Origin of the sequence: Arthrobacter stackebrandtii, from assembly GCF_017876675.1 — a bacterium.
Classification (GTDB): Bacteria; Actinomycetota; Actinomycetes; order Actinomycetales; family Micrococcaceae; genus Specibacter; species Specibacter stackebrandtii.
Genome location: NZ_JAGIOI010000001.1, coordinates 1325430 through 1349407, shown reverse-complemented (window position 1 = coordinate 1349407; position 23978 = coordinate 1325430). Strand labels below are relative to the sequence as shown.

The 23978-nt window shown below is 65.3% G+C and carries 23 protein-coding genes; 21 read left to right on the top strand and 2 right to left on the bottom strand.

All coding sequences use genetic code 11. The features are described from left to right. The first annotated feature begins 45 nt into the window (after window positions 1-45). From JOF48_RS05595 to araA, 9 genes are all read left to right on the top strand, one after another. Window positions 46-1275, top strand: coding sequence for a sugar ABC transporter substrate-binding protein (locus JOF48_RS05595; RefSeq protein WP_209678251.1), 1230 nt, complete (start codon window positions 46-48; stop codon window positions 1273-1275). A gap of 65 nt (window positions 1276-1340) precedes the next feature. Beyond that, window positions 1341-2303 (top strand): carbohydrate ABC transporter permease, encoded by a 963-nt coding sequence (locus JOF48_RS05590; protein ID WP_209678248.1) that lies wholly within the window; start codon window positions 1341-1343, stop codon window positions 2301-2303. 9 nt (window positions 2304-2312) lie between these two features. Further along, entirely contained in the window at window positions 2313-3173 is an 861-nt protein-coding gene (locus JOF48_RS05585; RefSeq protein ID WP_209678245.1) for a carbohydrate ABC transporter permease, read from the top strand. A 74-nt stretch (window positions 3174-3247) separates the two neighbouring features. Beyond that, window positions 3248-4036, top strand: a complete 789-nt coding sequence (locus tag JOF48_RS05580) for a ThuA domain-containing protein (protein WP_209678241.1) — start codon at window positions 3248-3250, stop codon at window positions 4034-4036. Then, on the top strand, window positions 4033-5178 hold the full coding sequence (locus tag JOF48_RS05575; RefSeq protein ID WP_245346414.1) for a Gfo/Idh/MocA family protein: 1146 nt from the start codon (window positions 4033-4035) through the stop codon (window positions 5176-5178). Before JOF48_RS05580 ends, JOF48_RS05575 begins: the two co-directional genes overlap by 4 nt. A 311-nt stretch (window positions 5179-5489) precedes the next feature. Continuing rightward, complete coding sequence (locus JOF48_RS05570) at window positions 5490-6527, top strand: LacI family DNA-binding transcriptional regulator (RefSeq protein WP_209678235.1); 1038 nt, start codon at window positions 5490-5492, stop codon at window positions 6525-6527. Between the two features lie 230 nt (window positions 6528-6757). Next, window positions 6758-8440, top strand: coding sequence for a ribulokinase (gene araB / locus JOF48_RS05565; RefSeq protein ID WP_209678231.1), 1683 nt, complete (start codon window positions 6758-6760; stop codon window positions 8438-8440). Further along, window positions 8437-9138, top strand: coding sequence for an L-ribulose-5-phosphate 4-epimerase (locus tag JOF48_RS05560; RefSeq protein WP_209678228.1), 702 nt, complete (start codon window positions 8437-8439; stop codon window positions 9136-9138). The genes araB and JOF48_RS05560 overlap by 4 nt, the downstream gene beginning before the upstream one ends. A gap of 45 nt (window positions 9139-9183) precedes the next feature. Next, complete coding sequence (araA, locus tag JOF48_RS05555) at window positions 9184-10704, top strand: L-arabinose isomerase (RefSeq protein ID WP_209678225.1); 1521 nt, start codon at window positions 9184-9186, stop codon at window positions 10702-10704. On the opposite strand, the gene JOF48_RS05550 is transcribed toward araA, so the two are convergent. Further along, on the bottom strand, window positions 10701-11354 hold the full coding sequence (locus JOF48_RS05550; protein WP_209678223.1) for a GntR family transcriptional regulator: 654 nt from the start codon (window positions 11352-11354) through the stop codon (window positions 10701-10703). The genes araA and JOF48_RS05550 overlap by 4 nt on opposite strands. A gap of 177 nt (window positions 11355-11531) precedes the next feature. Between JOF48_RS05550 and JOF48_RS05545 the strand changes: the two genes are divergently transcribed. Further along, window positions 11532-12539, top strand: coding sequence for a 1-aminocyclopropane-1-carboxylate deaminase (locus JOF48_RS05545; RefSeq protein ID WP_209678220.1), 1008 nt, complete (start codon window positions 11532-11534; stop codon window positions 12537-12539). A 167-nt stretch (window positions 12540-12706) separates the two neighbouring features. On the opposite strand, the gene JOF48_RS05540 is transcribed toward JOF48_RS05545, so the two are convergent. After that, window positions 12707-13984 carry a hypothetical protein gene (locus JOF48_RS05540; RefSeq protein WP_209678218.1) on the bottom strand — a complete coding sequence of 426 codons (1278 nt, stop codon included), beginning with the start codon at window positions 13982-13984 and terminating at the stop codon, window positions 12707-12709. 222 nt (window positions 13985-14206) lie between these two features. Here JOF48_RS05540 and JOF48_RS05535 point away from each other — a divergent pair, with 222 nt between their 5' ends. The 11 genes from JOF48_RS05535 (at window position 14207) to JOF48_RS05485 (ending at window position 23881) form a co-directional block, all read left to right on the top strand. After that, window positions 14207-16024 (top strand): ABC transporter ATP-binding protein, encoded by a 1818-nt coding sequence (locus JOF48_RS05535; RefSeq protein WP_209678215.1) that lies wholly within the window; start codon window positions 14207-14209, stop codon window positions 16022-16024. Continuing rightward, window positions 16025-17770 carry an ABC transporter ATP-binding protein gene (locus JOF48_RS05530; protein WP_209678212.1) on the top strand — a complete coding sequence of 582 codons (1746 nt, stop codon included), beginning with the start codon at window positions 16025-16027 and terminating at the stop codon, window positions 17768-17770. 228 nt (window positions 17771-17998) lie between these two features. Continuing rightward, on the top strand, window positions 17999-18145 hold the full coding sequence (locus JOF48_RS05525; RefSeq protein WP_203312505.1) for a hypothetical protein: 147 nt from the start codon (window positions 17999-18001) through the stop codon (window positions 18143-18145). Between the two features lie 95 nt (window positions 18146-18240). Further along, entirely contained in the window at window positions 18241-19287 is a 1047-nt protein-coding gene (locus JOF48_RS05520; RefSeq protein WP_209678209.1) for an LLM class flavin-dependent oxidoreductase, read from the top strand. 75 nt (window positions 19288-19362) lie between these two features. Next, the gene (locus tag JOF48_RS05515) at window positions 19363-19656 is read left to right on the top strand and encodes a hypothetical protein (RefSeq protein ID WP_209678207.1); all 294 of its coding nucleotides are present in this window, start codon (window positions 19363-19365) and stop codon (window positions 19654-19656) included. Window positions 19657-19826: 170 nt separating this feature from the next. Further along, window positions 19827-20165, top strand: a complete 339-nt coding sequence (locus tag JOF48_RS05510) for a VanZ family protein (RefSeq protein ID WP_209678205.1) — start codon at window positions 19827-19829, stop codon at window positions 20163-20165. Between the two features lie 9 nt (window positions 20166-20174). After that, entirely contained in the window at window positions 20175-20435 is a 261-nt protein-coding gene (locus JOF48_RS05505) for a VanZ family protein (protein WP_209678189.1), read from the top strand. Between the two features lie 366 nt (window positions 20436-20801). After that, window positions 20802-21170, top strand: a complete 369-nt coding sequence (locus tag JOF48_RS05500) for a type II toxin-antitoxin system RelE/ParE family toxin (protein ID WP_209678186.1) — start codon at window positions 20802-20804, stop codon at window positions 21168-21170. Next, window positions 21167-21466, top strand: a complete 300-nt coding sequence (locus tag JOF48_RS05495) for a helix-turn-helix domain-containing protein (RefSeq protein WP_209678183.1) — start codon at window positions 21167-21169, stop codon at window positions 21464-21466. Before JOF48_RS05500 ends, JOF48_RS05495 begins: the two co-directional genes overlap by 4 nt. A gap of 323 nt (window positions 21467-21789) precedes the next feature. Then, window positions 21790-22251, top strand: a complete 462-nt coding sequence (locus tag JOF48_RS05490; RefSeq protein ID WP_209678180.1) for a hypothetical protein — start codon at window positions 21790-21792, stop codon at window positions 22249-22251. 1 nt (window position 22252) lies between these two features. Beyond that, window positions 22253-23881 (top strand): DUF5671 domain-containing protein, encoded by a 1629-nt coding sequence (locus JOF48_RS05485; protein ID WP_209678177.1) that lies wholly within the window; start codon window positions 22253-22255, stop codon window positions 23879-23881. Window positions 23882-23978 lie beyond the last annotated feature (97 nt).

Sequence of the window (23978 nt, the reverse complement as noted above, 5' to 3'; positions counted from 1 at the left end):
CTGATTCGGCAGCACCGCATGAACACAATGAGCAAAGGAGCCAACGTGAAAAACCCCAACAAGAAACGCTTGACCAAGGCCTTGGCCATGGCCGCCCTGATCCCGTTCGTCTTTACCGCATGCGGCGGTGGCGGAGGCAACAGCGGCAGTGGTGACGCCACGAAGCTGACGCTGATGGACTACTACAACAACGAGCCGGACAACAAGGCAATCAAGACCGAAATTGAAAGCTGCGCCTCGGAAATTGGTGTCACCATCGAACGCGAGGCGGTACCAGGCAAGGACCTCATCCAGAAGGTCTTGCAGAAGTCCTCATCCAAGACCCTCCCTGACATTTTGATGCTTGACAATCCGGATTTGCAGGAGATTGCCGCCACCGGCGGACTCGCACCCCTTGAGGACTTTGACGTTGACACGGCAGGTTTTGCCAAGGGCATGCTCGAAGCCGGAACCTATGAGGGCAAGGTCTACGGACTGGCCCCGACCGCCAACACGCTGGGCATTTTCTACAACAAGAAGTTGTTGGCTGATGCCGGCCTGCAGCCGCCTGCGACGTGGGATGAGCTGAAGAGCACGGCAAAGGCGCTGACAAAGGGTTCTCAGTACGGTGTCGCGTTCTCGGCCATTGCAACCTATGAAGGCTCGTGGCAGTTCCTGCCGTTCATGTGGACCAACGGCGGCGATGAAGCCAAGTTGGATTCCCCGGAAAACAAGGAGGCACTGCAGCTTTGGAAGGACCTGGTTGACAGCGGGTCCGCCTCCAAGAGCGTCATCAACTGGGGTCAGGGCGACGTAAAGGACCAGTTCATGGCCGGCAAGGCAGCAATGATGGTCAACGGGCCGTGGCAGATCCCTGCCCTTTCTGAAGACCCGTCGTTGGAGTGGGGCTCCGTCCAAGTGCCCGTCAACAAGGAGGGCCAGACACCAATCGCTCCGCTGGGAGGCGAAGTGTGGACCGTTCCCCAGACCGGCAACAAGGAAAAGCAGGCCAAGGCAGCGGAGTTCATCACCTGCTTCACGAGGGACAGCACGCAAATGTCGCTGGCAACGCAGCGGTACACGGTTCCCACGAAACCTGAATTGGCGAAGGAATTCAACGCCGAGATGCCGACCATGGAGTCTTTCACCGAACAGGTGGCAAACGCGCGGTCGCGCACGGGCCAGCTTGGTGAAGGGTGGCCCAAGGCGGCCACCACCATATACACCGCAATCCAGCTCGCACTGACCGGAAAGGCCAGTGTCGACGAGGCCTTCAAACAGGCTGCAAACGGATAACACCAACACCGTCCCTGCGAGGGGCTCCGCCACCTGGTGGCGGAGCCCCTGCTGAAAGGTCACCCATGACTTCCGAATCGTTACAAATCAAACGCGCAAGCGGACCGGCCAGTACCCGGATCGAGGACGAGCTGCCTCCAAAGCGCAACAGGTTCAACAAGGAAGAGATCACCAAGATCCTCTTTGTGCTCCCGGCCGGCCTCTTCATGGTCCTGTATTTCGGCTACCCGGTGATCAAGAACGTCACCATGAGTTTTCAGGATTACACGACCAAGACGTTCTTTACGGGCGAGGCGCCGTGGGTCGGTGTGCAGAACTACGTCACGGTCATCAGTTCAAACCTGTTTGGCCCGGCAATGCTCAACACTGCGCTGTTCACGGTGGGCTCGATCCTTGGCCAGTTCGCGATTGGCATGGCGCTGGCGGTGTTCTTCAACAAGAAGTTCCCGCTGAGCGGCTTTCTGCGCGCCATGCTCCTCCTGCCGTGGCTGCTGCCACTGATCGTCGCCAGCGCAACCTGGCGCTCCATCCTCGATCAGGACTCAGGCATTCTCAACCAGTTCCTTGGCACCTTCGGCATCCCGGCGATTCCCTGGCTGACGAGCCCGTCGGTGGCTCTGGCCGCCGTCATCATCGTCAACATCTGGGTGGGCATCCCCTTCAACGTCACCCTGCTGTACGGCGGACTTCAGGACATTCCCACCGAACTGTATGAGGCCGGGGCCCTTGACGGCGCCACCGGTTGGAAAGCATTCTGGCACATCACCTGGCCCAACATGCGTCCCGTCGTCAGCGTTGTGTTGATACTCGGGGTGGTCTACACGATCAAGGTCCTGGACATAATCCTCGGCCTGACCAATGGCGGGCCCGCAAACGCCACCCAGACCATCGCCGTGCGCTCCTATCAAGAATCATTTGTGAACTTCCAGTTTGGTGTGGGTGCGGCCTTCTCCAACATCTTGATTCTCATCTCACTTGTATTTGCGGTCATCTACCTGCGCGTCAACCGCCGCGCCGTCGACGAGTAGGAGGGCACCATGACAACAACGCAGCTCACTCCGCCGGTGAACCATGCAGCAGCGCAGAAGAAGAAAATGCTCCGGACCCGCAGTTCCACCGTCCTGGGCATAATCTTCCTGGTCGTGATGCTCTTCCCCATCTACTGGATGATCAACGCATCCCTGCAACCGTCCGGAAACACGCTTTCGGCCAGTTTCCTGCCGCTCAACCCGAGCTTTGCCGGGTATGAGAAGGCCATCGCGGACCAAGGCGGAAATCTCCTCACCAGCCTGATCATTTCCATGGGCACGGTCGTGGTCACCTTGGCCATTGCCGCTCCGGCCGCCTACGCGCTGGCCCAGTTCAAGTTTCGCTGGATCAGCTGGGCCCTGCTGGCAATCCTGATTGCCCAGATGATCCCGGGAGTCGTTATTGCGAACGCCCTCTATGCCGCTTACAACGACCTTGGCTTGTTGAACACCTACGTCGGCCTCATCTTGGCGGATGCCACCCATGCCATCCCGTTCGCCATTCTCATCATGCGGGCGTTCATGATGAGCATTCCTCCGGCCATCATTGAAGCGGCCCGCGTAGACGGGGCTGGACAGATCAGGGCATTCATCTCCATCGCCCTGCCGATCGCCAAGAACGCCCTCATCACCGCAGGGCTTTTCGCCTTCCTGTTCTCCTGGAGCGACTTCCTGTTTGCCTTGACACTGACCACCACGGATGAAATTAGGCCGGTGACCCTGGGCATCTACCAGTACCTCGGCACCCAGGTATCCAACTGGAGCGCGGTCATGGCAACGGCCGTGTTGTCCTCGCTCCCTGCGATCGTGCTGCTGGTCATTGCACAGAAGTACATTGCGGCCGGCGCGTCCGGCGGCGCCGTCAAGTAGAAGGCTCCTGGAACATTCACCGGAAGCCTAAAGTCCCAAAAGCCACTAAGTATCGAAACAAGAAAGCGAACCCCATGTCTGGAACCACCAGCCCCGCCGCCCCCATCAAAGTAGTTGTTTGGGGTGAAAACCGGCACGAGCAAGTCGAACAAAAGGTGCGGGACATATATCCCTCCGGCATGCACACCACCATCAAGGAAGGCATTGAGGAGAACCTTGGCGCCGGAGTGGACGTCACCACCGTGACACTGGACGACCCGGAGCACGGGCTCACCGAGGAAGTCCTGGCTGCCACAGACGTCCTTGTCTGGTGGGGGCATGCCGCCCACGCGGACGTGTCGGACGAGGTTGTTGAGCGGGTGCACCGGCACGTGCTGGCGGGGATGGGCCTGCTGGTCCTCCACTCGGCTCACTGGTCCAAGATCTTCGGCAAGCTCATGGGCACTTCCTGCACGCTGCGCTGGCGCTCGGAGGAAGACCGTGAAATCGTCTGGACTGTCGACCCCACCCATCCCATCGCCCAGGGCATTCCGCACCCCTTCATCATCCCGGCCCAGGAGATGTACGGAGAATTCTTCGACGTCCCGGCCCCTGACGAACTCATCTTTCTCTCCACCTTCACCGGCGGCGAAGTGTTCCGCAGCGGCATGACGTACAAGCGCGGATTCGGCAAGATCTTCTTCTTCAGCCCCGGCGACCAGGACTACCCCGTCTACCACCAGAAGGAAGTCCGCAAGGTCATTGCCAACGGCGTCGAATGGGCCAGGACCCTGCGTCCCGAGCGGAGCGTTCCGGTCCTGCTGCGCTACGACACCGAAGACTTTTACAACGGCCACGGCTACCAGGGAGCAATGGAAAATTGAGCACTTTCGCAACTGTGAACGCCGACGGACCGCTGCGCCTGGTCCAGGTCGGCGCCGGCGGGATGGGCCAGGCATGGCTGGACACGATCACCGCCAACCCCGACGTGGAGTTGGTCGGCCTCGTAGACCTCAACACCGACGCCGCACACGCCGCGCTGGCCCAACGCGGCCTGCAGGGCGTTGCCGTCGGCACGAGCGTCGGTGACGTGGCAGCAGCGACCGGGGCACACGCCGTCGTCAATGTCACCGTGCCCGTGGCCCACCATCCGGTGAATGTCGAGGCCATGTTTGCCGGGCTGCCGGTGCTGTGCGAGAAACCCGCGGCGCCCACCGTGGCGCAGGCGCTCTCGCTTGCCGCCTGCTCCGAGGCCAGCGGGCAGCTGCTGATGATCAGCCAGTCGCGCCGCTACTTCAACTCACTCACGCAGCTGAAAGCCGTGGCGGGGGAGTTGGGTGACATCGGCGTCATCACCACCGAGTTCTTCAAGGCCCCGCATTTTGGCGGCTTCCGCGAGGAGATGGACCATGTCCTGCTGCTGGACATGGCCATCCACCCGTTCGACGCCGTCCGCCACCTGACCGGGCAGGACCCCGTGAGCGTGTACTGCGAGGAGTTCAACCCGAGCTGGAGCTGGTTCAAGGCCGACGCCGCTGCCACCGCCATCTTTGAGTTCGCCGGCGGCCTTCGCTACGTGTACTCGGGCTCATGGTGCGCCGATGGTGCCGAGACGTCCTGGAACGGGTCCTGGCGTGTCAACGGTGCGCAGGGGACGGCACTGTGGGACGGGGACAACGCCCCTACCGCCGAAGGATTGGACGGCGCCGTACTGGAGATTCCAGCCTCGGCCGGGGGGCCGGAGGAGATTGCCGGATCCCTCGCCGAGTTTGTCACCGCGGTGCATACCGGCGTGGTGCCGGACGGGGCAATCCACGCCAACGTCCACTCGCTGGCCATGGTGGAGGCCGCCGTGCTTTCTGCCGAAACCGGACAGCGGGTGCGCATCGATGACATCCTCACCGCCGCTTATGCGCAGTCGCTGGAGGCCGAACTGAATCCGGAGGTAAAGGCTGTGCTGGCCGGCTGGGAATCGCCGCTTGCGGGGCTGTCCGGTGCCGGGCGGGGCGTTCCCGCGCAGCGCTGAATGACTAGCGGGTGGTGTACAGTGTGGCGACGCATTGTGCCCCACCCGCTTTCTTGGCAACGAACTCCTCCGGAGAATGACAATCGGCCATGGCGAACGCAGGCCCAGCGCGCATCCTCCGAACGACGATGCGTGGCAGCCCTGTCATGAAGAAGTGGGGCGGGACCTGTCGGCGCTTCGGTCGGCCGTGCAGGCGCATGCTCTGCGAGAATGAATGTGAACCCAGCAAGAGTTGATTGAGAATGGGGCCCTGACCAGCCGCTGTGTGCGGGCGCCCAGCATTCCGGCCACCACCGAAGAACAGGCTTTCAATGAGTGAGAATGTCGTGCCCAACCACCGCCCTCCCGTCATGGAGGATGTTGCGGCCAGGGCGGGGGTTTCCCACCAGACCGTCTCACGCGTTATCAACAACCATCCCAATGTCAGTGCCAAGACGCGCACCGTGGTGGAGGCGGCCATCGCCGAGCTGGGCTACCGGCGCAACACTGCCGCGCGGCAGCTTGTCACGCGCAGCTCGGAAACGTTCGGGGTTGTTGCGCACAACATGGAGCACTACGGGCCCTCCCGCATCCTTCTCGGCATCCAGGAAGCCGCCCGTTCTTCGGGTTATGCCGTTAACACGGTGGGGCTGCCGGATATGAGCCTCGAGGCGATCACCGACACCGTGGAGTACCACCTGTCGCACCAGGTTGATGCGCTGGTGGTCATCGCACCGCAGGAAGAGATTGTGCGGGCAATTGAGAAACTCCAGCCCGGGGTGCCGCTGGTGGTGATCGGCGACATCGGAGCCGCAGGCGTGCAGAGCGTTGGCGTTGACCAGCAGCGCGGCGGATGGCTTGCGACCCAGCACCTGCTTGACCTGGGCCATGCGAAGATTGCCCACATCATGGGACCCGCCGACTGGCTGGACGCCCAGGCGCGGCGCCGCGGCTGGGAGGGGGCACTCGCTGCCGCCGGCTTGCAGCCGGGTCCGCTGCTGGTGGGGGACTGGAGCGCCGAGTCCGGATACCGGGCGGGCCAGGAGCTGATCGACGCCGGTGAATGCACCGCAGTTTTTGCTGGCAACGACCAGATGTCCCTGGGCGTCATGCTCGCAGCCCATGAACGCAATCTGAACCTGCCGCGGGACCTGTCGGTGGTCGGGTTTGACGACAGTCCCGAATCCGGGTTCTACTTCCCGCCGCTCACCACCATCCGGCAGGACTTCCTGGAACTGGGCCGCCGCTGCGTGGCCATGATTCTGGACGGCATCTCCGGCAACGACCCACTGTTTTCCGTGCGCATCCAACCGCACCTGACACAGCGGGCAAGCACGGGACCCAAGCCCACAGCCCTGACCCGCAGCTAGCCTGGGCCCGGCCGGATACCGGCCGCCTTTCCACTGTTCCAAGCTGCAGGCCGGCCAGTATCCTGTTAGCGCTCACAGCGGAATGTCTCCCTGGCCACCTTCAGGCTGCCGACATTCATCTCCGTGACGTGGGCGGCCCTTGACGCGGTAAGGTTCGTGTGCAATTGTTAGCGCTAACAAATACCATTGGTTTCCGGCCGCTGCGCCGGCGGCCTGTTTGAGAGGGAATCATGGGGACGCAGGAGTCTTACGTTGTTGGCATCGATTACGGCACCTTGTCGGGACGTGCTGTGGTGGTGCGGGTGCGGGACGGGGCCGAGTTGGCTTCCGCCGTTGTTGACTACCCGCATGCCGTCGTGGAGCGCTCGCTGCCCGGTTCCGCCGACAGGCTGCCCCCGGAATGGGCGCTGCAGGTGCCAGAGGACTACCGCCAGGTGCTCAAGCAGGCGGTTCCGGCCGCGGTCGCCCAGGCCGGGATCGACCCGACCCTGGTTGTTGGGATCGGCACCGACTTCACGGCGTGCACCATGGTGCCCACCACGGCGGACGGCACGCCGCTTTGTGAACTGCCTGAATTTGCCCATGAGCCGCACGCTTACATCAAGCTTTGGCGCCACCACGCCGCACAGCCGCAGGCCGAGCGCATCAACGAGCTGGCGCGCGCCCGCAGGGAAAGCTGGCTGCCCCGCTACGGCGGCCTGATCTCCTCCGAATGGGAATTCGCCAAGGGCCTGCAGCTGCTGGAGGAAGCCCCGGATGTCTACGCCGCGATGGACCACTGGGTGGAGGCCGCGGACTGGATCGTGTGGCAGCTGACCGGGAACTACGTCCGCAACGCCTGCACGGCAGGCTACAAGGGCATCTACCAGGACGGGAGCTACCCGTCCGTGGAGTTCCTCTCCGCCCTGAACCCCGGCTTTGGCCGCTTTGTCGTGGACAAGCTGGACCACCCCATTGGCAGCCTGGGCGATTCCGCCGGAGGCCTGAGCGCCGAAGCGGCAGCCTGGACCGGGCTGTGCCAGGGCATCCCCGTGGCCGTGGGCAACGTGGACGCACACGTCACCGCGCCGGCGGCGAAGGCCGTGGAGCCTGGCCAGATGGTGGCGATCATGGGCACCTCAACCTGCCATGTCATGAGTTCGGGCGAGCTCCGGGAGGTGCCCGGCATGTGCGGCGTCGTAGACGGCGGCATCATCCCCGGGCTCTACGGCTACGAAGCCGGCCAGTCCGGCGTGGGAGACATCTTCGGCTGGTTCATCAAGAACTCCGTGCCTGAGAGCTACCACGCCAAGGCTGCCAAGCGGGGGGCCGGGATCCACGAGTACTTGACTGCTCTTGCCGAACAGCAGGGCATTGGCGAGCACGGTCTGGTGGCCCTTGACTGGCACAGCGGCAACCGATCTGTCCTGGTGGACCATGAACTCTCCGGCGTGGTGGTCGGCCAGACCCTGGCCACGCGCCCGGAGGACGGCTACCGGGCACTGCTGGAGGCCACGGCCTTCGGCGCCCGTGTCATCGTGGAAACCTTCAACAGTGCAGGAGTTCCTGTCACGGAATTTATTGTGGCCGGAGGGCTCATGAAGAACCCCCTCCTCATGCAGATCTACTCGGATGTGTTGAACCTGCCGCTGTCCACTATCGGCTCAAGCCAGGGACCGGCGCTTGGCTCTGCCATCCATGCCGCCGTTGCGGCCGGGCTTTACCCCGACATCCGGGCCGCTTCGCAGGCCATGGGGAGCGTGAACAAGGGGGTCGTGACCCCCATCCCGGAAAATGTGGGCGCGTACAACGCCCTGTTTGCCGAGTACCGCATCCTGCACGACTACTTTGGTCGCGGCGCCAATGACGTCATGCACCGACTGAAGGCCATCGCCAGGGACGCGCACAAGGTCGCTGCGGAGGTGTCGGCATGAACGCGCCCGAGTCAGCCACCCCGGCCGTCATGGCCGCCATCGCCGGGATCCGGGAGGAGCTGTGCACCCTGCACGCCGAGCTCGTCCGTTACGAGCTTGTGGTGTGGACGGCCGGCAACGTCTCCGCCCGCGTGCCCGGCGAGGACCTCATGGTCATCAAACCCTCGGGGGTCGACTACGACCGGCTGACGCCGGAAGCCATGGTGGTCACCGACCTCCACGGGATCCCCGTGGACGGAGGATGGGGCAATCCTGACCTGGCGCCGTCATCCGACACGGCAGCGCACGCCTACGTCTACCGGCACATGCCGGAGGTGGGCGGCGTTGTGCACACGCACTCCAGCTATGCCACCGCCTGGGCCGTGCGCGGGGAACCCATCCCCTGCGTGCTGACAATGATGGGCGACGAATTCGGCGGGGAGATCCCCGTCGGCCCGTTCGCGCTCATCGGCGACGACTCCATTGGCCGCGGCATCGTGGAGACCCTCAGCGGCTCGCGCTCACCCGCCGTACTCATGCAAAACCACGGCCCATTCACCATTGGCCCCACGGCCAGGGCTGCCGTCAAGGCCGCCGTGCTGTGCGAGGAAGTGGCCCGCACCGTACACCTCTCACGCGAACTGGGACCGCTGATCCCCATTGACAGCGCCCACATCGACAGCCTCCACCAGCGCTACCAAAACGTCTACGGACAGTAACCCACCCGCACTGTGCCTTCAAAGAGAAGGCTTGAAGGAATGAACATGTCTTTGCAGTTGAACAACTCCCTGTCCGGATACGAAGTCTGGTTCCTGACCGGCAGCCAGAACCTCTACGGCGAGGAAACCCTGCGCCAGGTGGCCGAACAGTCCGCCGAAGTGGTCAGGACCCTGGCCGAATCCACCGAAATCCCCGTGCGCGTGGTCTTCAAGGACGTGCTGAAGGACTCCGAGTCCATCCGCCGTGCAGCCCTGGATGCCAATTCGGACGACAAGGTCATCGGCCTGATCGCCTGGATGCACACCTTCTCCCCGGCCAAGATGTGGATCCGCGGACTCACCGAACTGAACAAGCCGCTGCTGCACCTGCACACCCAGGCAAACGAGGCGCTGCCGTGGGCCGACATCGACTTTGACTTCATGAACCTGAACCAGGCCGCCCACGGCGACCGGGAATTCGGTTACATCCAGTCCCGCATGGGCGTCGCCCGCAAGACCGTGGTGGGGCACGTGTCCAACCCGCTGGTGCGGGAAAAGATCGGCACCTGGACGCGCGCCGCGGCCGCTGCCGCCCAGGTCCGGACCCTGAAGCTGGCTCGCTTCGGCGACAACATGCGCAACGTCGCCGTCACCGAGGGCGACAAGACGGAGGCGGAAATCCGCTTCGGCGTCTCCGTCAACACCTGGTCCGTCAACGAACTGGTGGAGGCCGTGGACGCCTCGTCCGAGGCCGACGTTGACGCGCTCATCGAGGAGTACCTGCGCCTGTACAACGTGGCGCCCGAACTCCACCCGGGAGCGGCGCGCCACGAGTCACTGCGTTACGGCGCCAAGATTGAGCTGGGCCTGCGCAGCTTCCTGGAAGCCGGCAATTTCGGTGCCTTCACCACCAACTTCGAGGACCTGGGCGGGCTGCGCCAGCTCCCGGGCCTGGCCGTGCAGCGGCTCATGGCCGACGGTTACGGCTTCGGCGCCGAGGGAGACTGGAAGACGGCCGTGCTCATCCGTGCGGCGAAGGTCATGGGCGAGGGTCTTCCCGGCGGCGCCTCCCTCATGGAGGACTACACCTACCACCTGGTCCCCGGCCAGGAAAAGATCCTCGGTGCGCACATGCTCGAAGTCTGCCCCTCGTTGACCGCGTCCAAGCCCTCCCTTGAGGTGCACCCACTGGGCATTGGCGGGCGCGAGGACCCCGTGCGCCTGGTGTTCGACGCCGATCCCGGCACCGGAGTGGTGGTGGCACTTTCCGACATGCGCGAGCGCTTCCGCCTCACCGCCAACAAGGTTGAGGTGGTCCCGCTGGATGAGCCGCTGCCAAACCTGCCCGTGGCCCGTGCCGTGTGGAAGCCGCTGCCGGACTTCGCCACCTCTGCCGCTGCGTGGCTTGAAGCCGGGGCCGCCCACCACACCGTGATGAGCACCGCCGTCGGCATCGAGGCGTTCGAGGACTTCGCCGACATCTTCGAAGCCGAGCTCCTGGTCATTGACGAGGACACCACCCAGCGCGGCTTCGCCCGTGAAATCCGCTGGAACCAGGCATACTACCGCCTGGCACAGGGGTTCTAGCGCGCGGCGCCGCCCGCCAGTGACAGCCAGTTGTCACGGGTGGCCTGGGCGGCGCCGTCGGCATCGCCCAGGGCGGCCAGGCGGATGATCTCGGCATGGGCGGTCACAGAATGCTGGGCCTCGTGGGAGCTGAATCGCTGGCGCTCAACCCGCCGAAGGACAGGCATGGCCTGCTCCAGCAGGACGGGCACCATCTCATTGCCGCAGGCGTCGACAAACACGCTGTGAAACGCATCGTCGGCAGCCAGGGCGGCATCGGCGTCATTATTCTTGATCGCCGCGGCAAAGGCGGTGTTTGCCCGGCCCATGGCGGCCAGCCCCGATTGGCCCAGCTGCGGCACGGCCAGCCGCGTGGCCAGCTCATGCATGGCCGCCACCACCTGCTGTGCGCTCACGGTGGAGCCGGGGTCCAGCGGTGCCACGGTGGTTGCCCGGCCAGGCTGAGACACGATCAGCCCTGCCCGTTCCAGGCGCAGCAGTGCCTCGCGGATCGGGGTCCGGCTCACGCCCAGCCATGACTCCAGCTCGGGATCGCGCAGCCGTTCGCCGGGGGCGAAGGTTCCGTCGATGATGGCGTCGCGGATGGATTCGTAGACGTCATTGCGCAGCAGGGAGCGCTTGTGGATTCCTTGGGGCGGGGGAGTCGGCATGCAACATAGGATATATCGCCTCCGTTGATTCCGGGCCGCCGTCCCATGGGTGTTCGTGCAACCCTTGACACCCGGCCGGCCGTGGTATGCAATATATTGCATACGCAAACGCCTGGCCGTTCAACCGCGGCCAGCCCGCAAACTCCTGCGCACCGCAGCCAACTCGACAAGGACGTCATGGCACTCTCGGATTTTGAACGCTACCCGCTGACCTTCGGTCCCAGCCCCATCCACGACCTTCCCCGCCTGAGCCAACACCTCGGCGGCGCCAAGATCTGGGCCAAGCGCGAGGACGTCAACTCCGGCCTGGCCTTCGGCGGCAACAAGACCCGCAAGCTGGAATACATCGTCCCTGACGCCATCGCGCAGGGCGCCGACACGCTCGTGTCCATTGGCGGGTACCAGTCAAACCACACGCGCCAGGTCGCAGCCGTCGCCGCCAAGCTCGGCATGAAGGCCCGCCTGGTCCAGGAAAACTGGGTCGACTGGCCGGACCCGCTCAGCGACCGCGTCGGCAATATCCAGCTCTCCCGCATCATGGGCGCCGACGTCCGCCTCGATTCGGCCGGCTTCGACATCGGCATCCGCAGCAGCTGGGAACAGGCCATCAAGGAGGTTGAGGACGCAGGCGGCAAGCCCTACCCCATCCCGGCCGGCGCCTCCGAGCACCGCCTCGGCGGCCTCGGTTTCGCCAACTGGGCTTATGAAGTCCAGGCGCAGGAGGCGGAACTGGGCGTCTTCTTCGACACCATCATCGTCTGCACCGTCACCGGATCCACCCACGCCGGCATGATCGCAGGCTTCGCCGGGCAGGACCGCCCCCGCCGCGTCATCGGCATCGACGCCTCCGCCACGATCGAGAAAACACGCGCACAGGTCGCCCGGATCGCCCGCCACACCGCGGACCTCATCGGCCTGGGCCGCGAGCTCCGCGACGATGAAATCACCGTCCTCGAGGGCTGGGCCGGGGACTCCTACGGCATCCCCGTCCAGTCCACGCTCGACGCCATCCACCTCACCGGTTCCCTCGAGGGCATGATCATCGACCCCGTCTACGAAGGAAAATCCATGGCCGGGCTCATCGACCTGGTCAAATCCAGGGATATCCCCGCCGCGAGCAACGTCCTGTACGCGCACCTCGGCGGCCAGCTCGCCCTGAACGCCTACAGCGGGCTGTTCCGCTGAGTCCCACCAATACCAAGCACGACGCCGGACACCCGCCCTGCGCCGCCGGCCCGCCTGCCGCCGGGGCCGGGCGGGTGCCAAGAGCGTTGCGAGAGGGTTCCCAAAAAGTCAGCCATTGCTGCGAGAGGGTTGGGCAAAACAGGCCGGGATGTGCTGCGGGGTTTGAATCAGCTGCCGGGTGGCGTGGCAATTTCTTCTGCCTCGGCTAAGCTCTCCGCCGCGGCAAGGCCACAGGCGGTCTCAGCGGCCGCGGCGGCCTCCTCGTCGGCCATGAGGCGGGCCAGTTTCGCCTGGTAGTGCCGCTGCCGCCGGGCCTCCAGCCCCAGCTCGATCCAATAGGCGGACTCGCGGGCGCCGTCGAACACCGCAACCAGCGAGTGCTTCCAGGGGTTTTGGGACCGGGCCGCGAGCCTGTATTCCAGCGGCGTCATGTGTGCGGACTGCGGCTTGCGGAATATCAGCAGCAGCGACGGGGCCAGCCAGATGAAGTAGCCCAGCAGCGACAGCAGCACCTGGGTGTTTTGCCACGCCGCAACGGCCAGCGGGCTGACAACCACAAGGACCACCACCACCAGCAGCACCAGGGCGTAGGCCAGGCCCACTCCGGGGTGCGGATTGCTGCGGTACAGGGACACCGCCAATGCGGTCAGCGCGGCCGTCACAACGGCCAGCAGGACCAGGCCGACCGCGGACAGCCCCATCTGCACGGGCGTGAATTCGCTGTAGGCGGCCAGCGGAACAAGCGTGATGAGCAGGCCGGTGGACATCCACCACAGCACCAGTTTTTTGGTCTTGCGGTGGTCAGCGCGGATGCGGTTGCGGGAGGACACGCCCCACATGCGTTCCCACCGCTGGGTGTGCAGGCGCATGGAGGTGGTCAGGTGGAACTCATCGATTTCCCGCTGCACGGCGGTGTCGCGCTGGCGCACCACCGAGAAGATGACCAGCATCAGGCACAGCATGGCGAGGAAGAACTTGGGGCCGGAATCCGGGTCGGCGGGCAGGAACACCACATTGTGCAGGGCCATCCACATGGTGGCCGCGGCGGCTGTTCCCACCAGCAGGGTCAGCAGTTCAAGTAGTTCATCCAGCGCCATGACCTGGGCCTCGTTGGCCATGCCCAGCGGGTTGCGGCCGCTGAACACGAGGGCCACCAGCGTGGTTGCCGTGGCCCCGATGATCCAGCCCAGGGCGTCAATGCTGAATTCAAAGGTTCCGGGATTGGTGAATGGGCCGAGCACCCGTTCCAGGAAACGCGACCAGACCACGTTGAGGTCACCGAAGTTGGCGATGACGCCCGTGTCGAAGGGGTGGTGGATCTGCAGGATGAGCAGGCACAGCAGCCAGCCAAGGAACAGCAGCGTGAAGATTTGCCGCCGCTGGCTGCGTTTCTCGCGGTGGAATTCGGAAATGGCAACCGTGTTGTGCTCATGCTGCGTGGACAAGTCCGCCCCCATCACTTGTGCGTATTCCGTGAGCCTATCCGAACCGGCCCATTTTCGGACGGCGCGCCGGGAAACGTTGTCCCGGACTCCCCGCGTGCACTACTGTGAACCTGTGAGATAGATAACGCAGCCCCCGCCCGCGCCGATCGCTCCGCCTCGAAGGCGGATTGCCGGATCGCGCCAAAACCGCCTGCCAATCCACAAAAAAGCTAGAAGGCCGTAGTGCGCTCGTTTCCCTATAAAAACGCCGGAAAACCCGATCTCCGTTCCCCCGGAAGGTACCTGTTGTGGCTGGCCGGCGCCCAGCGCGGCACGCTTCTGGTGGCCGTCCTGTACGGCTGCATCTGGACGCTGTGCCAGGCGCTCACCCCGTTCGTGCTGGGGCAGGCCATCGATCAGGGCATCCTGCCCGGCGACTTCGCCCGCCTCGCCTCATGGGTGGGCCTGCTCGTCGGCCTGACCGTGGTCCAATCCATCTCGGCCACCCTGCGCCACCGGGCGTCGGTGAGCAACTGGCTGCAGGCCGCCTACCGCTCCGCCCAGACCGTGGGCCACAAGGTGACCCGCAGCGGCGACGCGCTCCCGCAAAAGTTCTCCACCGGCGAGGTCGTGTCCACCACAGCATCGGATGCCATGCGCATTGGTGAAATTTACGACGTCGCAGCCCGCCTGGCCGGGTCCGTCGCCGGATACCTGCTCGTCACATACCTGGTGTTCCAGTCCTCCTGGCAGCTTGGCCTGGTGGTGCTCTTCGGCGTGCCGCTGTGCGGGGCCGGAATGCTGTTCGTCATCAAGCCGCTGCAGCGCCGCCAGAAGGAACAGCGTGAGGCTGCCGGGAAGATGACGGCACTGGGCGCCGACACCGTGGCCGGGCTGCGCGTCCTGCGCGGGATCGGCGGGGAGCACATCTTCGTGGAACGCTACCGCGAACGCTCCCGGGCCACGCAGCTGGCCGGAAACAAGGTGGCCTGGTCCCTGGCCGACCTCAATGCCGCCCAGGTCCTCGTCGTCGGCGTCTTCAGTGTCGCCTTCACCTGGATCGGCGCGCTGCAGGCGGTCTCTGGCCAGATCGAGCCGGGCCAGCTCGTGGCGCTCTACGGCTACGCGGTGTTCCTGGTCTCGCCCATCCGCACCGCAGCCGACGCCGTCTCGCGCTTCATCCGCGCCCACGTTGGCGCTCGCCGCATCATCGACGTCCTGGCCACGCCGTCCGCCGTGCACGACGCCGAGACAACGGTTCCCGGGCCTGCCGCACCGAGCGCCCTGGTTGACTCGGTCTCCGGCGTGGTGGTTGCCCCGGGCGGGCTTTGTGCCGTCGTCTCGGCCGACCCTGCCCAGTCTGCGGACCTGGCCCGGCGGCTGGGCCGCTTTGAGGACGCAGTGCTGCGCGAGGCCGAGGTCCGCTGGGGAGGGGAGGTGCTGCACCTCATGCCGTTGCGCGAAGTGCGTTCGCGCATTGTGGTCTCCGACGCCGAACCCCAGCTGTTCACGGGCTCCCTGCGTGAGGAACTGGATCCTGCCGGGCGGCGCAGCGACGCCGAGATCATGGCCGCCATCGACGTGGCCAGCGCCCACGATGTCTTTGACGGACTGGAGAACGGATTGGATGACGAGGTCACCGAGAAGGGGCGCAGTTTCTCCGGCGGCCAGCGCCAGCGGCTGACCCTGGCCCGTGCGGTGCTGACGGAGGCGGAGGTGCTGGTGCTCATCGAACCGACCAGCGCTGTCGACGCCCACACCGAGGCCCGGATTGCCGCGGCCCTGCGGCGTGAACGCGGCACACCCGGGAAAACCACGGTGATGGTCACGGCCAGCCCGCTGCTGCTCGGCGCCATGGACACCGTCGCCTTCCTGAAGGACGGAAAGTTGCAGGCCCAGGGCACGCACAGGGAACTATTGGACACCGTCCCGGAATACCGCAAGGTGGTCATCCGCGGTGAGGGCATGGACGGTCACGGCGGAACCACCGCAGCAGCCGCCGTTGGTGCCAACGCAACAAACGGCGTCGGACATCTGGAAAGCAATGGAGGGGAGGCATAAATGGCTGAAACAAGGCTGCCTGTGGCGGATTCCGCACAGGTCAAGGCGGAAGGCCTGCGGCTGCTGCGCCAACACCAAAAGCCGCTGGCCGCCGTCGTCGGCCTGTACATCTTTGCGGCCGTTGCCGGGCTGGCGGGCCCGCTCCTGGTGGGCCGGCTGGTGGATGCCATCGCCTCCGGCACCACGGGCGGATTTGTCGCCGGGGTGGCGCTGGGCCTGGCCGGGTTTGTGGCGGTGCAGACGCTGCTGACGCGGTGGGCGCAGCGCAAGGGCATGGTCCTCGGCGAGAAGGTTTTTGCCCAGCTGCGCGAGGAATTCATGGAGCAGGTCACCTCGCTGCCGCTGTCGACGGTGGAAAAGGCCGGCACGGGCGACCTTGTTTCGCGCACCACGAACGACGTCGACTCCGTCTCGCACACGGTCCGCTTCGGCGTGCCGCAGGTGCTCGTGTCGGTGGCAACGATCGCCCTGACCGCGGCGGCGGCCGTGATTGCGAGCCCGCTCGTGGCGCTCGCACTGCTGGTGGGGGTGCCGCTGCTGCTGCCGGTCACGCGCTGGTACCTCAGACGTGCCACGCCGGGCTATCTCGCCGAGCGTGAAAGCTACGCCGTCCTCAACGGCGCCATCACAGAAACCATCGAGGGCGCCCGCACGGTGGACGCGCTCAGCCTCGGCCCGCACCGCCGCCGGCGGATCGACGACGCGCTGCGGAACTGCTTCGAGAAGGAAAAATACACGCTGGGACTGCGCAGCGTGCTGTTCCCCGCCGCCGAATTTTCCTTCTGGCTGCCCGTGGCCGCAGTCCTGCTGTGGGGCGGCTGGCTCGCCTCGCAGGACCTGGTCACCACCGGCATGGTCGCCACGGTTGCGCTGTATGCGATGCAGCTGATCGACCCCGTGGACACCCTGATCATGTGGATCGACGAGATCCAGGTGGGCGCCTCCTCGCTGGCCCGCATCGTGGGCATCCGCAATGTGGGCACTGACCGCACCGCCACTGACGCCGTGCCCGCCAGCGAGGAGATCCTCGTGGACCAGGCCCGCTACGCCTACCGCCCCGGGCACGATGTGCTGCACGGGATCGACCTGGAACTCGTGCCGGGGGAGCGGCTGGCCATGGTTGGCCCTTCCGGCGCGGGCAAGTCCACGCTGGGGCGCCTGCTTGCCGGGATCCACGGGCCCACGTCCGGGTCCGTCACTGTTGGCGGGGTGCCGCTGGTGGACCGGCCGCTGGATGAGCTGCGCGGCGAGGTGGCGCTCGTGACCCAGGAGCACCACGTATTTGTGGGCACGCTGGCCGACAACGTCCGCCTGGGCAAGGCCGACGCCTCGGATGCCGAGATTGAAAAGGCCCTGTCCGACGTCGGATCCCTCGCCTGGGTGCGTGCCCTCCCGGACGGGCTGGCCACCGAGGTCGGCTCGGGCTCGCACACGCTGACTCCCGCGCAGGCCCAGGAGCTGGCGCTCGCCCGGCTGGTCCTGGCCGATCCACACACGCTCGTGCTGGACGAGGCCACCTCGCTGATCGACCCGCAGGCCGCCCGCGACCTGGAGTTCTCACTCAGCGCCGTGCTCACCGGGCGGACGGTCGTGGCGATCGCGCACCGGCTGCACACCGCGCACGACGCCGACCGGGTGGCCGTTGTGGAGGCCGGCCGGATCACCGAGCTGGGCTCGCACGACGAACTCGTTGCAAAGAACGGATCCTACGCCGCCCTGTGGCATTCCTGGCGCCAGGACGCCTGACCCCGGCGGGTCCCGGACCCGCCACCAACGCTCTCGCAGCAATGGCGCGTTTTTCCCGAACGCTCTCGCAGCAATGGCGCGTTTTTCCCGAACGCCCTCGCGATTCATGCTCCGGCCGCCGCCCCTGTCGGGACGGCGGCAACAGGCGTAACGTTTCACGTGGGGGCGGTTTTGGCCGTGCGGCCGGAACCGAAGCGAACTTTTCCAGTGAAGAAGAGGTTGAGAGCAATGCCTGACAAGCAGCCGCACCACCACGAACACAAAAAGATGGACAAGGGCCACGCCATCAAGGCCAAGCGCGCCGAGAAGAAGGCCCGGGGCGCGGCGGACGAATCCGCAGACCCGGTAGCCAAGATCACGAAGAAGCGCGCCTGACGCGCAGCCCCGGCATCCCGGACTTGCGCTTTCCGCGCAGGTAGCTATATGCGTATGCATGGAATAGTCCGGGCCGGGGCCGTGTTGTGCCGAACATGGAGACAACTTTCAAGAAACGCATAGGATTCCTGTCCTTCGGCCACTACGGCACGGGCCGGGGCTCGCAGGCCAACACGGCCGCGGACTCACTGCACCAGGCCATCGACCTGGCCGTGGCCGCCGAGGAGCTGGGCATCGACGGCGCCTTCTTCCGCGTCCACCACTTTGCCCGCCAGCAGGCCTCACCGTTCCCGCTGATGGCCGCCATAGCCGCCCGGACCAGCCGCATTGAAATCGGCACAGGCGTCATTGACATGCGCTATGAAAATCCCCTTTACATGGCGGAGCAGGCGGCCGCCACTGACCTGATCAGCGACGGCCGGCTGCAGATCGGGGTCAGCCGTGGTTCACCCGAACCCGCCGCCAACGGCGCCGCCGACTTCGGCTACCACCCGCTCGACGGCGAAACCGTCGCCGACATGGCCCGCCGCCACACGGCGTCGTTCAGACATGCGATTTCAGGGGCGGGCGTGGCGGAGCCCGGTGACCATGCGTACATGGGAGGGGAGCGCCTGCTGCGCATCGAGCCCCAGTCGCCCGGACTGTCCCGGCGGATTTGGTGGGGCGCCGGTTCCCGGGCCACGGCCGTGTGGGCTGCCCAGCAGGGTATGAACCTGATGAGCTCCACCCTGCTCACGGAGGACACAGGAGTGCCTTTCGACCAGCTGCAGGCCGAGCAGATCCAGCTGTTCCGGGACGAGTGGGCCGCCGCGGACCACGATTTCACGCCCCGCGTTTCCGTCAGCCGCTCTGTCATTCCTGTCGTGGACGACGTGGACCAGATGTACTTCGGGCTGCGTGCCCAGGCTGACAGCCGCGATCAGGTGGGCATGATCGACGGCCTGCTCTCACGCTTCGGCAAGAGCTACATGGGCGACCCCGCGCAGATTGCGGCAGAGCTGGCCGCCGATGAGGCTGTCCGCTCCGCCGACACCCTCATGCTCACGGTGCCCAACCAGCTCGGGGTCGCTTACAACTCGAAGATGCTGGCCAACATTGCCGAGCACATTGCACCCGCGATCGGCTGGGTGCCGAACTTATAGGGAGCCGAGAATCTGGGGCGCCACTGAGAGGCATGCTGTGTGATGTGGCTCTCGGTGTTCGGTAGAGTTGAAGTCATGGAGAGCGATCGCAACCCTACGGACGAGGGATGGTTCTATGCGCCTGCGCCTCCGGACATGCGCACTTATAGAGAGCTCGGGAACTTCACCGTGGATGGCGAGACATTCGCAGTGCGCAGGAGCGACGGCGATGGTTCGACGCATTATGACTGGATCTCTGGGCCCAACGACGGTTATGGTTTCAGCACGTTCGGCAGCCCTGAACCACTTAGCCATGAGCAGCGCTTAGCCTCTATTCGTGACTTCCTCGCTGGAATCGACCCCGCAACCGGATATCTCTACGACCCGTAGGGCTAACAAGACTGCCCGCGGTATTGGTGACAGATCTCGAGCCAGCTTGGCGTTGCGTACAACACGAAAATGCTGGAAAACATCGCCAAGTACATTGCCCCGGCGATCGGATGGAACCCTGCCACCGAGGAGCCTGCCGGGGGACGCTGATGCGGGATAATCGAACCGCGATGACCCCGAATGAGACGCATGCCCATGAGAATCCTGACGAAGGCAGAAGCACACTGCTGGCAGTGCTTTTCGTGATCTATCTGGTCCTGCTGGCTTGGGTCGTGCTGTGGAAGCTCGAGGTTCCCTGGGTCGGCAGTGGCGGACTGCGCGGGATCAAGCTTGTGCCGTTCATCGCCAACGGCACAAGTGGCGCGAGCATGCCCCTGGAACTCATTGCGAACTTCCTGCTCTTCGTACCTTTCGGGTTCTACCTCGCCGTTCTCCTGCCATCATGGACGTGGTGGAAGACCGCCGCCACAGTCGCCGCGGGGAGCCGGGTGCCTGAAATCAGCCAGTAGGCCCTGGCGGTGGGCAGCTCCGATACCACCGACCTGATCGTCAATACGGTTGGGGGCCTGGCCGGGTTTGGCCTGCTGAATGCAACCCGCCGTATGTTGCGGGCGCGGACAACTTCGGTGGTGACCCGGGTCTGCTCGATCGGGACCGTGCTCGTCCTGCTCGTGACCGCTGCATTCGTCGTCTCGCCCTTGCGCTATGCGCAGCGCGACACCCCGGCAGCCTCCATGCATGGCAGTGGGGCGCCGGAGAGCACCCGCGACTCGCCGTAACCCGGCTGCGCGTACTGCAGCGGCATCCCCGCCAGCTGGGAATCGAATGCAACACGAAGATGCTGGAAAACGTTGCCGGGCACATTGCCCCGGCAATCGGCGGGGAGCCGGCCACCGCCTAACCGGCTGTGACATGAAAAGCCAGGTGCCGCCGTCGTTCATAAAAAGTACGACGGCGGCCTGCCTCACCACTCGCCACGGACCCGGCCACAGAGTCCCCGATTTCATCCGCGGGGCATGCAGGCTAGAGTTCTCCGGGCAGTCCTGAAGCGCAGTCCTCAGTGACATCGGCAATTTTGCTGATGACTGAAATTGGGAAACAAATATCATCACCATCGGATATCTCCTCCTTGGTATACATGATGCATGAGATGGTCCGTTTTGCTGTCCGAGGAAGTCCGCATCTGGTATGTCGGATTGAGCCCGTCGGACAAGGCAGTGGCAGACCGTGTCATTGAACGCTTGGCAACCCAGGGGCACATGTTGCGGATGCTGCACACGAAACCATTGGGTGAGGGGCTGCATGAGTTGCGGTTTACCGCCGAAAACATGGCCCGTCGCATCACTTACGTGCTGGACCCGGTACGGCAGGCAGTGACGCTGACGACGTTCCGCAAGCAGCGGATGAACGAACGGGCGGAGATCCTGCGGGCACGGAGGGCGCAGGCCGTCCACGAAGCAAGGCGGGTAGCCGCGCAAGACGACACTTCGGACAAGGGAAGGAAGAAGAAATGAATACAAACCCAACGCCTTGGGAGCAGGTGAGGGACGACTCGCTGTCCGCCATGACCGCCGCCGAGCGAAAAGAATACGACGCCGCATCCATCGAAGCGGAGGCAAGGCTGGAGTTGGCGGAACTCGTTTACGGCGCAAGGACTGCAGCGGGCCTGACGCAGACAGAGCTTGCTCGCCGCGCTGGAACCCGGCAGGCCGTAATCTCAGCAATTGAGAACGGAGCGCAAGCCCCTGGCGGGGTCATGCTGTCAAGGATCGCGCATGCTCTCGGCGGATCGCTTCGCATCGCTGCATAATGGTCGGGCGCAAGGGCTTCAACCGGGGCAAGGGCGCCGTTGGTGTGACGGCCGCCTGCAGCGCCTCAGTGGCGTGTGGCAAAAGTGGGAGACCTTGGCAAAGCTCCCGCAAGCATCCATGAACTCACATTCGACGCCTTGGTGCGGTGACGGTGACTTTGATGCCAAGTATGCTCTTGCTGCGCGTTGCAACACGGTTCCCACCCTGCCCGGCGTGGGCCACAACGATCACGTTGCAACGGAAATTACCTGAATAGCGGGGGAATTCGGCCGGCAGGATGGATAAGGTAGGCGCGCAGTGGTTTCCCCTGCATAATTGGGGCATGAAAATCTTGCCAACGGCCGGGAACCGCACGCCGCTGATCCTGCTCGGCATCACGGTGCTCTTGGTTGTCCTCGCGCTCGTGCTGGTGCTCACCCGTGCGGGCGGTGCCACGGTGGATCCGCGTTCCCCCGAGGGGGTCGTGCAAAGCTACGTAGCATCGTTGCTGGCAGGTGACCATGAACAGGCCGCTGCATTGCTGACGGCCCAGGCAACCAGTGACTGCCCGACGGGGGCAAACCCCGGCCAGGCAGACGTGCGGGTTGCACTGCTGTCCACCAAGCTCACCGGCTCCGGCGCCCAGGTCCTGGTTTCGATCACCGAAACTCGGGTCCGCGGCCCCTTCGGCCTGGGCGAGTCGGGGTACGAGGATTCCTTCGCCCTTGTTAAACGGCAGGACAGCTGGGCGATCGACGCCGCACCCTGGCCGTTGCTGGCCTGCACAGACCAGGGGGTGAACTGAGATGGCCGCCTCTGCGCAAACAACGGGTGCCCAGGCCACGGGCGCGCTGCCCACGGTGCGACGCCTGGTGCTTTACATTCTCTTCTTCACACTGGTCACCGTCGCGGCTATGGGCGCCTCGGGGTTGCTCGCCCTTGGAATGAGCCCGGGCGAGACGGCTGGGACCGGGCGCACCTCGGCCCTGGCCAGGGCGATCGCCTTCCTGGTCATCGCGGGCCCGCTGGCACTGCTGCTGTGGCGGACGCTGTCCAAAAGGCTGCTGCAACCGGCTGAATCCGCGGCACCGGCCTGGGGCCTCTACCTGGCGGCGATGTACGCCACGGCCCTGATCACGGCAAGCACCTCGTCGTTCTCCCTGCTGGGCACTCTGGCCATGGGCCGCACCGACGGCTGGGGGCAGGACCTCGCGGCGGCGCTGGTATGGGGCGGGGTCTGGTGGTGGCACCAGCGGATCTGGCGCAATGCCCGGATCGCGCCCCGGAGCCTCCCGAACCTGCCCGGGATCCTTGGCAGCTGGTACGGCCTGCTCGTGGGAGCCACCGCGGTGGCGTTTGCGCTGTCTGTGGTCTTTTCCGCGGCCCTTGGCACGTTCTTCCACGCACCCTCGATCGGCAGCCCCTGGTGGAAGGGCATGCTGGCGCAGCTGCCCTGGATCGCCGGCGGCCTGGCCGTGTGGTGGTGGCATTGGGTACGCCGGGGCATGGGGTTGGTGCGCGGCGGGTTCGCCGATGTTGCGCTGGTGCTCGTGGGGGTCCTGGCCGCCGGCGCCGCAACGCTGGGCAGCGCCGGGTACCTGCTGTACACGTTCGGCAATGCCGCGTTGCGTGGTCCGTCGTTGCAGCTGCTTGCGCCCGCGCCATTGGCGCTGGGCACTGCCCTTGCCGGTTCCCTGGTGTGCAGCCTCGCGCCGGCATGGTTCGCAGGGCGCTTGCCCGGCACCTTGGAAGCCGGGCGCCAGGTGGTCTCAGGACTCGGCCTGGCGGCGGGCGCCTCGGGGCTCGGGGTCTGCATCAACGCAGCACTTGCTTCGTTGGTTCCCCCGCTGGCCGGCGACAACACCCGGAGCCTGCTGCTGGCGGGGTTGATCTGGCTGGTGCTTGGCGCGGTGACCTGGTGGCGGGCCTGGCGGCCGGGGAAGCCCGCGGATCCCCGCGGGCGCAGGGTCTACCTGGTCGCGGTCTTCGGCATCAGCGCTGTGGTCGCCCTGATCGCACTTCTGGTGGCGGGATTCCGGTTCATCGAGTTCCTGTTGGAACCCGACAGGCTGGCCTCGGGCCTGCTCGAGTCGGTCCGGGCGCCGATCGGGTTGCTCACGGCCACCGCACTGGTTTCGCTCTACCACTTTGTAGTCTGGCGCGCGGACCGCACGGTGCTGGAAACCACCGAAACCCAGGCGGACGGCGCCCTGGAGTCAATCCTCCTGGTGGCCGGCGGGGATGCCCGTCCGCTCCGTGCCGCGTTGGCGAAGTCGACGGGTGCCCGGGTCCGGCTGTTGGCCAGGGCCGGCGACGAATACCAGGCCACCGAGGAAGAACTGGCCGCGGCGATCGCCTCGGTGGACGGTGCGGGCCCGCGGATCATGCTGCTTATCGACGGGCCCGGCTCGGTGCGGGCCATCGAACTGGAGTAGAACCGAGCTGCACGTTCCCACGGAGGCGGCTCGACAGCCCAGATCGGCTGAAACACCGGAAGCCGCGGGGTAGTTACGGGCTGTCCGCCCTGCCGAT

Excerpts from the sequence above, each read along its gene's own strand:
- JOF48_RS05520 (WP_209678209.1), top strand. The coding sequence starts at position 18,241 with ATGGAGACAACTTTCAAGAAACGCATAGGATTCCTGTCCTTCGGCCAC.
- JOF48_RS05485 (WP_209678177.1), top strand. The coding sequence starts at position 22,253 with ATGGCCGCCTCTGCGCAAACAACGGGTGCCCAGGCCACGGGCGCGCTG.
- JOF48_RS05580 (WP_209678241.1), top strand. The coding sequence starts at position 3,248 with ATGTCTGGAACCACCAGCCCCGCCGCCCCCATCAAAGTAGTTGTTTGG.
- JOF48_RS05545 (WP_209678220.1), top strand. The coding sequence starts at position 11,532 with ATGGCACTCTCGGATTTTGAACGCTACCCGCTGACCTTCGGTCCCAGC.
- JOF48_RS05530 (WP_209678212.1), top strand. The coding sequence starts at position 16,025 with ATGGCTGAAACAAGGCTGCCTGTGGCGGATTCCGCACAGGTCAAGGCG.
- JOF48_RS05510 (WP_209678205.1), top strand. The coding sequence starts at position 19,827 with ATGACCCCGAATGAGACGCATGCCCATGAGAATCCTGACGAAGGCAGA.
- JOF48_RS05585 (WP_209678245.1), top strand. The coding sequence starts at position 2,313 with ATGACAACAACGCAGCTCACTCCGCCGGTGAACCATGCAGCAGCGCAG.
- JOF48_RS05560 (WP_209678228.1), top strand. The coding sequence starts at position 8,437 with ATGAACGCGCCCGAGTCAGCCACCCCGGCCGTCATGGCCGCCATCGCC.
- JOF48_RS05570 (WP_209678235.1), top strand. The coding sequence starts at position 5,490 with ATGAGTGAGAATGTCGTGCCCAACCACCGCCCTCCCGTCATGGAGGAT.
- JOF48_RS05525 (WP_203312505.1), top strand. The coding sequence starts at position 17,999 with ATGCCTGACAAGCAGCCGCACCACCACGAACACAAAAAGATGGACAAG.
- JOF48_RS05500 (WP_209678186.1), top strand. The coding sequence starts at position 20,802 with ATGAGATGGTCCGTTTTGCTGTCCGAGGAAGTCCGCATCTGGTATGTC.
- JOF48_RS05515 (WP_209678207.1), top strand. The coding sequence starts at position 19,363 with ATGGAGAGCGATCGCAACCCTACGGACGAGGGATGGTTCTATGCGCCT.
- araA (WP_209678225.1), top strand. The coding sequence starts at position 9,184 with ATGTCTTTGCAGTTGAACAACTCCCTGTCCGGATACGAAGTCTGGTTC.
- JOF48_RS05550 (WP_209678223.1), bottom strand. The coding sequence starts at position 11,354 with ATGCCGACTCCCCCGCCCCAAGGAATCCACAAGCGCTCCCTGCTGCGC.
- araB (WP_209678231.1), top strand. The coding sequence starts at position 6,758 with ATGGGGACGCAGGAGTCTTACGTTGTTGGCATCGATTACGGCACCTTG.
- JOF48_RS05590 (WP_209678248.1), top strand. The coding sequence starts at position 1,341 with ATGACTTCCGAATCGTTACAAATCAAACGCGCAAGCGGACCGGCCAGT.
- JOF48_RS05490 (WP_209678180.1), top strand. The coding sequence starts at position 21,790 with ATGAAAATCTTGCCAACGGCCGGGAACCGCACGCCGCTGATCCTGCTC.
- JOF48_RS05495 (WP_209678183.1), top strand. The coding sequence starts at position 21,167 with ATGAATACAAACCCAACGCCTTGGGAGCAGGTGAGGGACGACTCGCTG.